Here is a 12,583-nt window from a genome sequence, read left to right on the forward strand (position 1 = left end):
CATTAGCCCCAACGCATCACACTCAACAGCCATACCAGGGAGAGCGCGGACGCCACCCAGATGCTCCAGTCGGTAACGCCGATGACCAGCAAATGCAGGTAGGCGCTGCCGAGAAGACCGATAAACAAACGATCACCACGGGTGGTGCTGATCGGTAACAAACCGCGCCGCGGGATGCTCGGCGAACGCAGCTCCCAGGTGGTCATGCCCGCCAGAATCAGGGCTATGCCGCCAAAGAACAGCGCGGTGGGGGTGGTCCAGGCCATCCATTCCATCATCGACTCCTCAGACCCGGCCCAGGGCAAAGCCCTTGGCCACGTGGTTGCGAACAAACCAGATCACCAGCATGCCGGGAAGGATAGTCAACACCCCCGCCGCCGCCAGCACGCCCCAATCGATACCCGACGCCGAGACCGTGCGCGTCATCACCGCCGCGATGGGCTTGGCGTTGACCGAGGTCAGGGTGCGCGCCAGCAGCAGTTCGACCCAAGAGAACATGAAGCAGAAAAACGCAGTCACACCGATGCCGGAGCCGATCAACGGGATAAAAATCTTCACGAAAAACTTAGGAAACGAGTAGCCGTCGATGTAGGCGGTTTCGTCGATTTCCTTGGGCACGCCGGACATGAACCCCTCCAGGATCCACACCGCCAACGGCACGTTGAACAGGCAGTGCGCCAGGGCCACGGCGATGTGCGTGTCGAACAGGCCGATGGACGAATACAGCTGGAAGAACGGCAGCAGAAACACCGCCGGTGGCGCCATGCGGTTGGTCAGCAGCCAGAAGAACAGGTGCTTGTCGCCGAGGAAACGGTAGCGTGAAAACGCATAGGCCGCCGGCAGCGCCACGCTCAGGGAGATCACCGTGTTCAGGCTCACGTAGTACAGCGAGTTGAGGTAACCGGTGTACCAGCTCGGGTCGGTGAAGATCACCTTGTAGTTGGCCAGGGTGAAATCCTGCGGAAACAACGTCAGCCCGCCGAGGATTTCGGTGTTGCTCTTGAAGGACATGTTCAGCAGCCAGTAGATCGGCACCAGCAGGAACAGGATGTAGATCAGCAACGGAATTAGCTTGCGCTTGCTCATGTTGGCGGCCTCAGCGGTTGGCGTCGGAGTGGGTCATGGCGGTGTAGAACAGCCAGGACACCAACAGGATGATCAGGAAGTACACCAGGGAAAACGCCGCGGCCGGACCCAGGTCGAATTGGCCTACGGCCATCTGGGTCAGGGTCTGACTCAAGAACGTAGTGGCGTTACCCGGCCCGCCGCCCGTGAGGACGAAGGGTTCGGTGTAGATCATGAAGCTGTCCATGAACCTCAGCATCACCGCGATCAGCAGCACGCTTTTCATCTTCGGCAACTGGATATGTCGGAACACCGCCCACGCTGAGGCACGATCAATCCGCGCAGCCTGGTAGTACACATCCGGAATCGCCCGTAGGCCCGAGTAGCACAGCAGCGCCACCAGGGACGTCCAGTGCCACACATCCATCACCAGCACGGTGACCCAGGCATCCATGGTGTTGGCTGCGTAGTTGTAGCTGATGCCCAGGGCATTGAGGCTGTAACCCAGCAAGCCGATATCGGCGCGGCCGAATATCTGCCAGATGGTGCCCACCACGTTCCACGGAATCAGCAGCGGAATGGCGAGGATGATCAGCACCAGCGACGACCAGCGACCCTTGGTCGGCATGGTCAGGGCGATGGCGATACCCAGCGGGATTTCGATCAGCAACACGCAGGCCGAGTAGATGAACTGGCGCAGCAGTGAGTCATGCAGACGTGGGTCAAGCAGCACCTGCTTGTACCAGTCGGCGCCAACGAAGTAGCGGCTGGACTGGTCAAAGATGTCCTGCACCGAATAGTTGACCACGGTCATCATCGGGATCACCGCACTGAACGCCACCAGCAGGAATACCGGCAATACCAGCCACCAGGCCTTGTTGTTCTGCACCTTGTTCATGGCAGCACCTCCAGCAGGTAGTCGTCGGCGTACACCATCAGCCACTGCGCGGGAAAGCTGATGGAGGCCTTGCCTTCAGGCACGGGTTTGTCTTCGGCCAGGCGCACCTTGAGCAGCGCGCCGTCGAGGTTGAGGGTCATGATTTTGTAGGTGCCGAGGTCTTCGAGGTGAGAGACATCCGCCTGCAGGGCGTCAGGGTTGTACTCGTCCCACACATGGATGAATTCCGGGCGGATGCCGACCTGCAATCTCTTGTAATCGGTTTTGGCCAGGCGTTGCTGCAGGGCCTCGGACACTGGCAGGTGGGTGCCGGCAAACCGCACCCCACCCGCCTCGGCCTGCACGTCGATCAGATTCATCCCAGGGCTGCCGATGAAATACCCGACAAAGGTATGGCTTGGCCGTTCGAACAGGTCACGGGGGGTGCCGAACTGCACGATCTGGCCGCCGTACATCACCGCGATCTTGTCGGCGAAGGTCGAGGCTTCCAACTGATCGTGGGTCACGTAGACCATGGTGATGTTGAACTGCTCGTGGATCTGCTTGAGTTTGCGCCGCAGTTTCCACTTGAGGTGCGGGTCGATCACCGTCAGCGGTTCATCGAACAGGATCGCCGACACGTCGTCACGCACCAGGCCGCGGCCCATGGAGACTTTCTGCTTTTCGTCGGCGGTGAGGTTGCGGGCTTTTTTGCTCAGCAGGTTTTGCAGGTCGAGGACCTCGGCAATTTCCTGCACCTTGCTGTGAATTTTCGCCTCGGCCATGCCCTGGTTACGCAGCGGGAACGCCAGGTTGTCGAACACCGTCATGGTGTCGTACACCACCGGGAACTGGAACACCTGGGCGATGTTGCGTTTTTCCGGGGTCAGGTCGTTGACCACTTTGCTGTCAAACAACACCTGGCCTTCAGACGGGCTGAGCAGGCCGGAGATGATGTTGAGCAACGTCGACTTGCCGCAGCCCGACGGCCCGAGCAAGGCGTAGGCTCCGCCCTGCTCCCACACGTGGTTCATTTCCCGAATGGCGTAGTCCTCGGGGCCGCTCGGCGTAGGGCTGTAGCTATGCGCCAGGTTCTGCAAATGGATCTCGGCCATCAGGCAACCCTCGCGACACGGCGCCCGGGGGCCTGGACCAAACGGCCCTGGCCATCGAACACAAACAGTTTATGGGTGGGGATATACACGCGGATCGGCGCGTCGACGTCATACTCGTGCACGCCCGGCAGGTGCAGCACCAGCAGGAAGTGTTCGCTGCGCACATGCAGGAAGGTTTCCGAACCGCTGATCTCGGCGACTTCCACCGTCACCGCCAGCTCCAGGTCGTCGTCGTTGCTGGGCACCAGGCTGATGTGGCTGGGGCGTACGCCGAAACGGAATTCGCCTTCGCCGATGGGGCGCAGGTCGACATTCAGCGGGAAATGCACGAAATTGGCGAAGCTCACTTCGTTACCGCTGATGCGCCCCGGCATCAGGTTGATCGGCGGCTCGGAAAACAGCTCGGCGGCCAGCACCGTCTGCGGCTGGTGATAGACCTCGGCCGCCTTGCCGCTCTGAATCACCCGGCCTTCGTGCAGGATGGTGGTGGTGCCACCGAGGGCCAGGGCTTCGTTGGGTTCGGTGGTGGCGTAGATGGCGATGGTGTGGCGCGCGGCGAACAGCTCGCGCATTTCCTGACGCAGCTCTTCGCGCAGTTTGTAGTCCAGGTTCACCAGCGGCTCGTCGAACAGGATCAGTTCGGCGTCCTTGACCAGCGCACGCGCCATGGCCGTGCGTTGCTGCTGGCCGCCGGAGAGTTCCAACGGGTGGCGCTGGAGGAATTTCTCGATGCGCAGCATCTTCGCGGTTTCCAGCACCTTGCTCTGGATCAGCTCGTTGGACACCCCGGCCTGGCGCAACGGCGAGGCGATGTTCTCGAACACGGTCATGGTCGGGTAGTTGATGAACTGCTGATAGACCATCGACACGTTGCGCAGGCGCACCGGCTTTTGCGTGACATCCACGCCGTTCATCAGGATGCGGCCGCTGTCGGGCTTGTCCAGCCCGGCCATCAGACGCATCAGGCTGGTCTTGCCGGACAGCGTGCGGCCGAGCAAGACGTTGAAGGAACCGGCTTCGAAACGCAGGTTGGCGTCGTCGATCCAGGTCTGGCCTTCGACAACGCGGGAGACATGTTCCAGGGTCAATGACATGACACGACCTTTTTATTATTGGAATGAATCTGGCCAGGTGTCAGAGCGAGTTTCGTGCCAAAACGGCAAGTGCTTGATGCGCAAGGAAATGGGCTAAAAGTGATGTTCGAGAGTGAACAATCTGACTGAACAACTGAACAGTCAGGGCCTTGACAATGAACAGTTCTGAACAACACTCTGACGACCAATACAAGACAAATGTGGAATCGTCGCACCGCCCCTCCCACATTGGAATGATTTCCAGCAGTCAATTGCGCAAGCCCCCATAACAATAAAAACGAAGGTCACCCCATGGCCGAACCACTGGCTCACGACACTCTTATTCAGGAATCCTGGCGCCGTTGTCGCGCCTTTGGCCTGGACCACCAGAGCACGCCCAGCTTCGACCAGCTCCCCGCCGAGGGCATCAGCCAATTGCTGGAAAGCCAGCACTCACTGGTGCAGACCACGCACCAGGAAGTGCTGCCCTACTACGAAAATATCCTCAGCAATTCCAACTGCCTGATCATGCTGGCCGACAATCAGGGCCAGGTACTGACCAGTTGGGGCACCCAGCGGTTTATCGAACCCAAGCTGGCGCGTGGCTTCAACCCCGGCGCCAGCTGGAGGGAACGCTCCAGCGGCACCAATGCCATCGGCACCGCACTGGCATGTGCCCAGGCGGTGCATATCGAACACGATGAACACTTTCTGAAGGCCAACCGCTTCATGACCGGCTCGGCGGCGCCGATCTTTGACGCCCAGCGCGAGATCATCGCGGTGCTGGACGTGTCCAGCGACAGCTACCTGCCGCCCTCCCACACCCTGGGCATGGTCAAGATGATGAGCCAGACCGTGGAGAACCGGCTGATCCTCAACCTGTTTCGCGGCGAACACTTCCAACTGACCTTCAACACCGGCCTGAGCAACCTCGACAGCCAGTGGGCCGGCCTGCTGATCTTTGATGAGAGCGGCCAAGTGCTGTCGGCCAACCGGCGTGCCGACAACCTGCTGGGCATCAGCCTGTCGCGGGTGATGATCGACAGTTTGTTCAAGGTGTCGCTGCTGGAGTTGTTGAACCAGCCGGAAGGGCTGCCCTTTTCCCTGCAAGCGGCGGGACGCAATCGGTTCCAGTGCCTGTTGCGGCGGCCCAAGCAGGTGCCGGTGCAGGCGCGCGTGTTCACGGAGCCGACACCGCCTAAGCCCGCTTCCATTGGCCTGAAGACCTTGCACTTCGGCGATGTGCGCGTGGAGAAAGCCGTGCGCCAAGCTGAACGCCTGCTGGAGAAGGACATCCCGCTGCTGATCCACGGTGAAACCGGCGTCGGCAAGGAAGTGTTCGTCAAGGCCCTGCACCAGGCCAGCTCGCGCAGCCAGAAAGCGTTTATCGCGGTGAACTGTGCGGCGATTCCGGCCGAGCTGGTGGAGTCGGAACTGTTCGGCTACGAAAAAGGCGCGTTCACCGGCGCCAATCAAAAAGGCAGCATCGGCCTGATCCGCAAGGCCGATAAAGGCACGCTGTTTCTCGACGAGATCGGCGATATGCCGCTGCCTACCCAGGCCCGCTTGCTGCGGGTATTGCAGGAACGTTGCGTGCAGCCGGTGGGCAGCAGCGAGTTGTTCCCGGTGGACTTGCGCATCATCTCGGCCACCAACCGCGCGCTGCGCGAGCTGGTGCAGGCCGGGCGTTTTCGTGAGGATTTGTACTACCGCATCGGCGGCCTGACCCTGGAGCTGCCGCCGTTGCGCGAGCGCACCGACAAACGGGCGCTGTTCCAGCAACTGTGGCAGCAACACCGTGAGCCGACCCAGTGGGCGGGCCTGAGCGCCGAGGTACTGGCGCTGTTCGAGCAGCATCCGTGGCCGGGGAATTTACGCCAAGTGAGCAGCGTGTTGCAGGTCGCGCTGGCGATGGCTGAAGAACAGCCGATCCGCCCGGAGCATCTGCCGGATGATTTTTTTGTGGATTTGAACGTGGAATCGCCGCTGCCTGCCAGTGAATACCTGGATGACAGCATCGACCTGAACCAGCGTTTGAAGGCCGTCGGCGGGAATATTTCCCATCTGGCGCGGGAGCTGGGGGTAAGCCGCAATACCCTGTACAAGCGCCTGCGCCAGCACTAACGCGGCTTGACCACCACCAGCAGGTCGGTGAAGTACTCCACCTGGATCGGCAGGTTATCCGCCAGGGACGACAGCGCGGCTGCTGTGTCGTCGAGCTTGAACACGCCGGAAACCCGCAGGTTTTGCAGGGCCTGGGGGTCAAAGCGCAGCATGCCGTGACGGTAACTGGCGAGGGTTTGCAGCACGTCGCTCAGGGGTTGGTCGTTGACCTTGAGCAGGCCACGGGTCCAGGCGTCGGGATCGGCATCGTTGAGGGCTTGCGGTGGCTGGGCGCGGCCGTGGTCGAGGACCGAGCGCTGGCCAGCCATGACCTTGACCCCATCGGTGGCGTCGCCTTTGACCGCTACCGTGGACTCGATCACCGTGACCACCGTGGTGCCATCTGCCGCACGTTTGACCAGATAACGCGTGCCCAGCGCAGTGGCCGTGCCTTGGTCGGTGCGGACCACAAAGGGCCGTTGCGCATCCTTCGCCACGTCTACCCAGAGCTCGCCTTGCAGCAGTTCGATCACGCGTTGATGGCCATCGAATTTCACGTCCACCGCCGAATTGCTGTTGAGCTGCAACTGGCTGCCGTCCTCAAGGGCGATCTGTCGGCGCTCGCCGACACCGGTGCGCTGGTCGGCCATCCAGATAGGCAGGTGTTGCAGGCCCAACCAGCCGCATAGCACGACGCCGAGCAAGCCCACCGCCCGTGCGCCACGCGGGCGATGCGGGGTGAATGCACGGCTCAAGGCAATGCGCGCGGGTTTGACCGGCAATGTATCTAAGCTGCCCCACAACGCACTCATACGTTCGATGGCCACGGTGTGACGTGGGTCGGCCTGGCACCAGGCGTTGAACGCCTGGCGGTCAGCGTCGGTGACGTCTTCGTCGTGCAAGCGGGTGAGCCACTGCGCCGCTTGCTGGATGATCTGTTCGGTGCTCATACCAGCGGGTCCGCCGGGTGCAGGCTGTGGTAGCAATGCACCAGGGCGCTGGAGATGTAGTTTTTGACGGTGCTGGAGGACACGTCCAAGCGCGTGGCGATTTCGCTGTAGGTCAGGCCATCGAGGCGACTCAGCAGGAACGCTTCGCGGGCCTTGGCAGGCAGGCCGGCGAGCATCTCGGCGATGCGTTCCAGGGCTTGCAACGCCACATGAATCGCGGCCGGGTCGGGCATGCCGGCGTCTTCGCACTGGATCACCAGGGCTTCCATGTAGGCTTTTTCGATGCGGCGGCGACGGGCGCCGTCGATCAACAACCGCCCTGCCGTAGTGGCCAGAAAGGCGCGAGGTTCCTTGATGTGTTGCGGTTCGGCCAGCATCAGTACGCGGATGAACGCGTCGTGGGCCAGGTCGGCGGCATGCTGGGAGCACCCCAGTTTCTTGCGCAGCCAGCCGTGCAACCAGCCGTGGTGCTCGCTGTACATCGCCGTAAGGGTCTGCTGCCGGACGGAGTCGCCCAGCGCGGCCGGAATGTCATGCATGCGCAAAAATTTCTCAAATGGGAAGTGTTACCAATTGCGCGAACAATGCCAGTAAAACAGAGAGGGGGCAAGGGGCTTACCGCTGATGGAGGTGGGTCAGTCGGTATATCTGCCAGCAGTGCCGCCGCTTTCGAAGCCTCGCTGAAGCTCGACATCTCCCACAGGGGGATGGGGGTGTTTGGTAGAGCTGTAGCCGAACATTTTCTGCCTGCTGACTCAGATCTACTGTGGGAGGGGGCTTGCTCCCGATGGCGGTGGGTCTGCCAGCCCATCTGCCAGCAGTGNGCCGCTTTCGAAGACTCGCTGAAGCTCGACATCTTCCCCAGGGAATGGGGGTGTTTGGTAGAGCTGTAGCCGAACACTTTCTGCCTGCTGACTCAGATCTACTGTGGGAGGGGGCTTGCTCCCGATGGCGNACCAACAGTGCCGCCGCTTTCGAAGCCTCGCTGAAGCTCGACATCTCCCACAGGGGATATCGGGGGGCTGTCAGCGCCAGCTCCAGGACACCCCGGTGTAGATGCCACGGCCATCCGCCGGTGTGGAGCGTGCAACATCCAGCCCCTTGTCGTCATAACCCGGTGTGACGGTATTGGCGTAGCACCGGTTGGTCAGGTTGCGCAGGTCGACCCAGGCTTGCCAGTCCTGCTTGGGCGCGTCGTAGCCGAAGGTGGCGCCGAGGAGTGTGTAGGACGCGGCGTAGTAGGAGTTGGCGTAGTCCACCGCCACCTTTGAGGAATGCTCGGTGTTGAGGCTGGTGTAGAAGCCCGTCGGGTGGCTGTAGCGCAGTTGCGCCTGGTAGTAGTGCTTGGGGATGCCCGGCAAGGTGTTGTCGCCAAAGCGGTCATCGTCACGGTAGTGGAAGTCGCTGAAGGTGTAAGCCTGGCGCAGGGCGAGCTGGCCGCTGCGGCCGCCCTCCCACAACGGGCTGAGCAGGCTGAGTTCCACGCCCTGGTGCACGGTGGGGCTGGCGTTGGATTCGGCGACGATGGCATTGCTGGTGGAGGTCTGGGCCTGGGTTTCCACGGTGAGCAATTCGTGGCGCACTTGCGAACGGTACAGCGCCAGGTCCCACTGGCCGAGCCACGCTTCACCGCGCCCGCCGATTTCCAGGGTGGTAGCGGTCTGGTTTTTCAGGCTCACGCCTTCGCGCTGCAAGCCGGTGGCCGCTCCACTGCCGGCGGGGAAGTATTTGTTGGAACCCCAAATCATCGACCAGGCGTGCGGCGGTTCGACCGAACGGCTCAGGTTGCCGTACACCTGCAGTTGCGGGGTGACGTCATAACGCAGGCCGACACGCGGCGCGTAGTCCCAGTCATGCTGGCTCAGCGGTGCCTGGCCTTCGGGATAGGTGACCTGGGTTTCGCGACGGGTGTAGATCGCGGCCAGGCCGGTGGTCAGCCACAGGTCAGGGATCAGCTCCAGGTCGTTGCCGACATGCAACACGGTATCGGAGCCCAGGTAGCTGTAGTCGCGAGTCTTGGTGCCGGGGGCGTAGGTTGCCGTGTTGCCTGCCGGCGTACGCACATATTCCGAGGCGCCGTTGTTGGGCATCGCCTGGGTGGTGCGCAGACCCACCGTGGTTTTGCTGTCGTGACCGAACAGCGTGTCCTGGCGGATGTAGTTGAGGGTGCTGCTGATATCGGTGTAGGCGACTTTCAGGCGGTTGGTGCCTTCGCGCAGGTCCATCGGGTAGTCGTGGTAGGCGAGCCCGACTTCGACCCGGGCATTGTCATCCAGCTGCAACGTGGTCTTGTTGGCGATCCAGGTAGAGCCCGGTTGCAGGCGTTTGGAATCGCGCGCGGCGTTGAGGCTGTTGGCCGCGCGCGGGTCGTGGCTGATCTGGTTGCGCGTGAGTTTGCCGGGGGTGTCGTTGGTGGTTTCGCGGTAGCGGAAATAGAAGCGGGTTTCCAGGTCCGGGTTGAAACGGTAGCCGAAGTTGGCCGCTACACCTTTGCCGGTGCCGGCGCTCTGGTGCTGGTAGCCGTCGGACTCGGAGTCAGTGAGGCTGATGTAATAATCGGCATCCCCCAGCACCTGGCCCGAACTGATCTCGCGCTGCATATAGCCTTTGCTGCCCGCTTCATAGCGTAATTGCAGCTTGGGCGCGTCGTAACCCGTGCGCGTCACATAGTTGACCGCGCCACCAAGAGCCAGGGCGCCCTGGTCGAAACCGTTGGCGCCGCGCAGCACTTCGACCCGGCTTTGCCACAGCGGGTCTTTCAGCTCATAGGGCGTGCCGCCGGGGCCGGTCAGCGGCAGGCCGTCGAACATTTCGTACAAGCCGGAGGCATGGGAACCCGGGCTGCGGTTCAGGCCCGACCCGCGAATCGAGAGTTTCACCCCTTCGTTATTCGCCGCCTTGGCGTAAACCCCGGCCTGGTACTTGAACACGTCTTCGTTGGTGCGCACCCGTCCCTGCTGCACGCTGTCCATGTCGATGTAGTTGGTCGCACCGGGCACGCTCTTGAGCTGCGCCTGGGCCACTTCGCCGGCGCTGGCTTCGCTGCTGGTGACTTCGACCGGGGCCAACTGCAGGCCTTCGGCGTGCACCATTGAGCTTAATGTCAGGGCGGCAAACAGGAACGGAGGGTGGCGCAACAGCATGGGGCGGGTCCTTGGAATTCGGAGGGCACGTGGTGGGAAGACAGGGACGTCCGCCAGGTCACTCCTTATTAACGGACCAGACCTTTCCCACAACAGCGTCAGACGTGGATTATTTGCTAAGTCCGAAATCGAATTACCACATGCAAACTCAGTATTTAACGAAATAACCGCCAAGCATTACTGTGGAACCACTGAGTCACCCACGTACCACGAGACCGCCCCCATGCAGACATCCGCCACCCTCATCGACTTCACGCTCCACCGTAAACGCCGCCAGGCGCGTGCAGCAGCCGAGTTGATGTGGGCGATGTACGCCGCGCGTGCCGGGCTGGCGGTGTTTGCCGCTCAAGCCGCTCCGTCCAGCGATACTCGCCGGGCGTAAGGCCGATGAATTTCCTGCACGTGCTCCCCGAACCGCCTGAACCGCTGCCCAAGCCCAGCCCTGATGATGATGTGATCAGCCTGTGCGTGGCCCACAACCTGCAACGCTTGCGCAGCAAACGGCACTTGTCCCTGGATGGATTGGCGCGGGTCTGCGGCGTGAGCCGGGCGATGCTCGCGCAGATCGAATCCGGGCGCAGCGTGCCGTCGATCAAGGTGCTGTGCAAGATTGCCAAGGGCTTGAAGGTGTCAGTGGCGGCGTTCCTGGAAGACCGTGCCTTTGAGGGGGTGGAAGTGCTGCCGGCGCGACAAAGTAAGCGCCTGGTCAGTGCCGATGGCGGGTTTATCAGCCGTGCCTTGTTCCCCTACGATACCGCGCGTCAATCCGAGTTCTACGAGATCCGCCTGCGAGCGCTGGGCGAGGAGATTTCCGAAGGCCACGGCCCCGGCATCCAGGAAAACCTGGTAGTGGCCCAAGGCGTCTTGGAAGTCAGCGTCAACGACGAACGTTACCTGCTTTCCACCGGCGACTCGATCCTGTTCTACGCCGACCAGCCCCACCGCTACCGCAACCCGGCAGACAGCGAGGCCGTGGCGTTTCTGGTGATCACCTACCCCGAACGCCTGGATTGACATGCAAAACGCCCCGAATAATCGGGGCGTTTTTTTTGTGCGGGACCTATCAGCAGGTGCAGCACATCATCGGCATGCCGTTGCAGCTCATCATCATCGGCATGGCGCAGTCGTTCATCATTTTGTTCATGAGCATGCAGCAGTTTTCCATCATGGCCATGCTCATGCCCGGCATCGGCATCATTTTGCACATCATGCTGTCGCCCATCAGGGTGCATTCCATCACACACTTCATCATCGGCATAGGCATGCCCATCATGGGCATCATGTTCATGCCGGTCATCATGGCCATGGCGTCGGCCGACATGCACATCATCGACATGTTGGCGCACTGCATCATCATCGGCATGCCACAGTTCATCATCATCGCCATCATTTCGGCGTTGGTCTTGAACTGAGCCATGTCCATGCCGGCAGCCGGCTTCATGGTGCACATCATGGCGTCCGCAGCCATTTCGCATTTCATGGTGGCCATCATCATCGGCATGCCCATCATCGGCATCATTGGCATGGCGGTGTTCATCGGCATCTGCATGGCGTTCATCATCTTCGAAACTCCGTAATCGACAGGAAATGAGTAAGTTCTGGGGCCGATTCTAGAGACGCCAGGCGGTGGCGCAAGACGGCGGCAGAGCAGCAGGAATGGATGTTCGCAGGGAAACTTAGTTGAAGAAAACAGCTGCAAACGTTGTGATAACGAGTATTTCGGCGCTATTACGTATTTCATGACTGTCAAACGAGGCAGACCGACGCGATGGATATTCGATTGCGTAATCTCGACCTATCTTATGGAAATAAACGATCTAACCGGGCGTAGCTAGCGTTCAGTTTCCTTCAACGTTTGCATCAGTTCCTCCGCTTCCGACCCTGGCGGGAGGCGGAAACCGTACATCTCATCCGCCGCCAGGATCTCGCTCAACGCATCGAGCAATTGCATCTGCGTCGGCGATTCACGCAGCAGTTTGTGTGCGGGCAGTAATAACTCGGAGGAAACACCCTGGACACTCGCTACATCGATCACGGCAAACAGGATAAAGCGCAAACGTATTTCTCGATCCGTAGGCCAAACCGTTTTTAGCTTACCCATGGTGCATGGCCTCCATTTTTCGGAAAAATCCGAGGCTATTGATGACCGCAGGGTGTTTCAAGCACAGGGAAGCAAGATAGGCCGCGTCCTACAGAAGAAAGAGAAATACCGCACCGATCCCTCAATAAGGGCCACAGGTTCAAGTGTTGTGCTGAC

General features: G+C 60.9%; 13 protein-coding genes. 3 read left to right on the top strand and 10 right to left on the bottom strand.

Going from position 1 to position 12,583, the window contains the following annotated elements; all coding sequences use genetic code 11:
• Positions 1-2: 2 nt before the first annotated feature.
• Genes AO064_RS08400 through AO064_RS08420 form a run of 5 tightly spaced genes read right to left on the bottom strand, consistent with a single transcriptional unit; the run spans position 3 to position 4,151 of the window.
• Positions 3-275: a DUF2160 domain-containing protein gene (locus AO064_RS08400; RefSeq protein WP_014718862.1), complete on the bottom strand. Its 273-nt coding sequence runs from the start codon at positions 273-275 to the stop codon at positions 3-5.
• Positions 276-285: 10 nt separating this feature from the next.
• On the bottom strand, positions 286-1,086 hold the full coding sequence (locus tag AO064_RS08405) for a carbohydrate ABC transporter permease (protein ID WP_003232361.1): 801 nt from the start codon (positions 1,084-1,086) through the stop codon (positions 286-288).
• 10 nt (positions 1,087-1,096) lie between these two features.
• Positions 1,097-1,963 (bottom strand): carbohydrate ABC transporter permease, encoded by an 867-nt coding sequence (locus tag AO064_RS08410; protein ID WP_025858174.1) that lies wholly within the window; start codon positions 1,961-1,963, stop codon positions 1,097-1,099.
• Positions 1,960-3,057, bottom strand: coding sequence for an ABC transporter ATP-binding protein (locus tag AO064_RS08415; RefSeq protein WP_012724885.1), 1,098 nt, complete (start codon positions 3,055-3,057; stop codon positions 1,960-1,962). The genes AO064_RS08410 and AO064_RS08415 overlap by 4 nt, the downstream gene beginning before the upstream one ends.
• Complete coding sequence (locus tag AO064_RS08420; protein ID WP_012724886.1) at positions 3,057-4,151, bottom strand: ABC transporter ATP-binding protein; 1,095 nt, start codon at positions 4,149-4,151, stop codon at positions 3,057-3,059. The genes AO064_RS08415 and AO064_RS08420 overlap by 1 nt, the downstream gene beginning before the upstream one ends.
• A gap of 291 nt (positions 4,152-4,442) precedes the next feature.
• Here AO064_RS08420 and AO064_RS08425 point away from each other — a divergent pair, with 291 nt between their 5' ends.
• Positions 4,443-6,254, top strand: coding sequence for a sigma-54-dependent Fis family transcriptional regulator (locus AO064_RS08425; RefSeq protein WP_064052997.1), 1,812 nt, complete (start codon positions 4,443-4,445; stop codon positions 6,252-6,254).
• Here AO064_RS08425 and AO064_RS08430 read toward each other — a convergent pair.
• The 3 genes from AO064_RS08430 to AO064_RS08445 form a co-directional block, all read right to left on the bottom strand.
• Positions 6,251-7,183 (bottom strand): FecR family protein, encoded by a 933-nt coding sequence (locus AO064_RS08430; RefSeq protein WP_064052998.1) that lies wholly within the window; start codon positions 7,181-7,183, stop codon positions 6,251-6,253. The genes AO064_RS08425 and AO064_RS08430 overlap by 4 nt on opposite strands.
• Complete coding sequence (locus AO064_RS08435; RefSeq protein ID WP_064052999.1) at positions 7,180-7,722, bottom strand: sigma-70 family RNA polymerase sigma factor; 543 nt, start codon at positions 7,720-7,722, stop codon at positions 7,180-7,182. The genes AO064_RS08430 and AO064_RS08435 overlap by 4 nt, the downstream gene beginning before the upstream one ends.
• A 486-nt stretch (positions 7,723-8,208) precedes the next feature.
• Entirely contained in the window at positions 8,209-10,326 is a 2,118-nt protein-coding gene (locus tag AO064_RS08445) for a TonB-dependent receptor family protein (protein WP_064053001.1), read from the bottom strand.
• Between the two features lie 223 nt (positions 10,327-10,549).
• Here AO064_RS08445 and AO064_RS30905 point away from each other — a divergent pair, with 223 nt between their 5' ends.
• Together AO064_RS30905 and AO064_RS08450 are read left to right on the top strand one after the other, a co-directional pair.
• A complete protein-coding gene (locus tag AO064_RS30905; protein ID WP_167355314.1) occupies positions 10,550-10,708 on the top strand; it encodes a hypothetical protein in 159 nt (52 codons plus the stop codon).
• Positions 10,709-10,713: 5 nt separating this feature from the next.
• Entirely contained in the window at positions 10,714-11,340 is a 627-nt protein-coding gene (locus AO064_RS08450) for a helix-turn-helix domain-containing protein (RefSeq protein WP_012724892.1), read from the top strand.
• Positions 11,341-11,389: 49 nt separating this feature from the next.
• Here the strand turns inward: AO064_RS08450 and AO064_RS31170 are convergent, their stop codons facing one another.
• Both AO064_RS31170 and AO064_RS08460 read right to left on the bottom strand, forming a co-directional pair.
• The gene (locus AO064_RS31170) at positions 11,390-11,887 is read right to left on the bottom strand and encodes a hypothetical protein (protein WP_082893897.1); all 498 of its coding nucleotides are present in this window, start codon (positions 11,885-11,887) and stop codon (positions 11,390-11,392) included.
• A gap of 270 nt (positions 11,888-12,157) precedes the next feature.
• A complete protein-coding gene (locus AO064_RS08460) occupies positions 12,158-12,427 on the bottom strand; it encodes a hypothetical protein (RefSeq protein WP_012724893.1) in 270 nt (89 codons plus the stop codon).
• Positions 12,428-12,583 lie beyond the last annotated feature (156 nt).

The organism is Pseudomonas marginalis, assembly GCF_001645105.1.
In the GTDB taxonomy this organism is placed as follows: Bacteria; Pseudomonadota; Gammaproteobacteria; order Pseudomonadales; family Pseudomonadaceae; genus Aquipseudomonas; species Aquipseudomonas petroselini.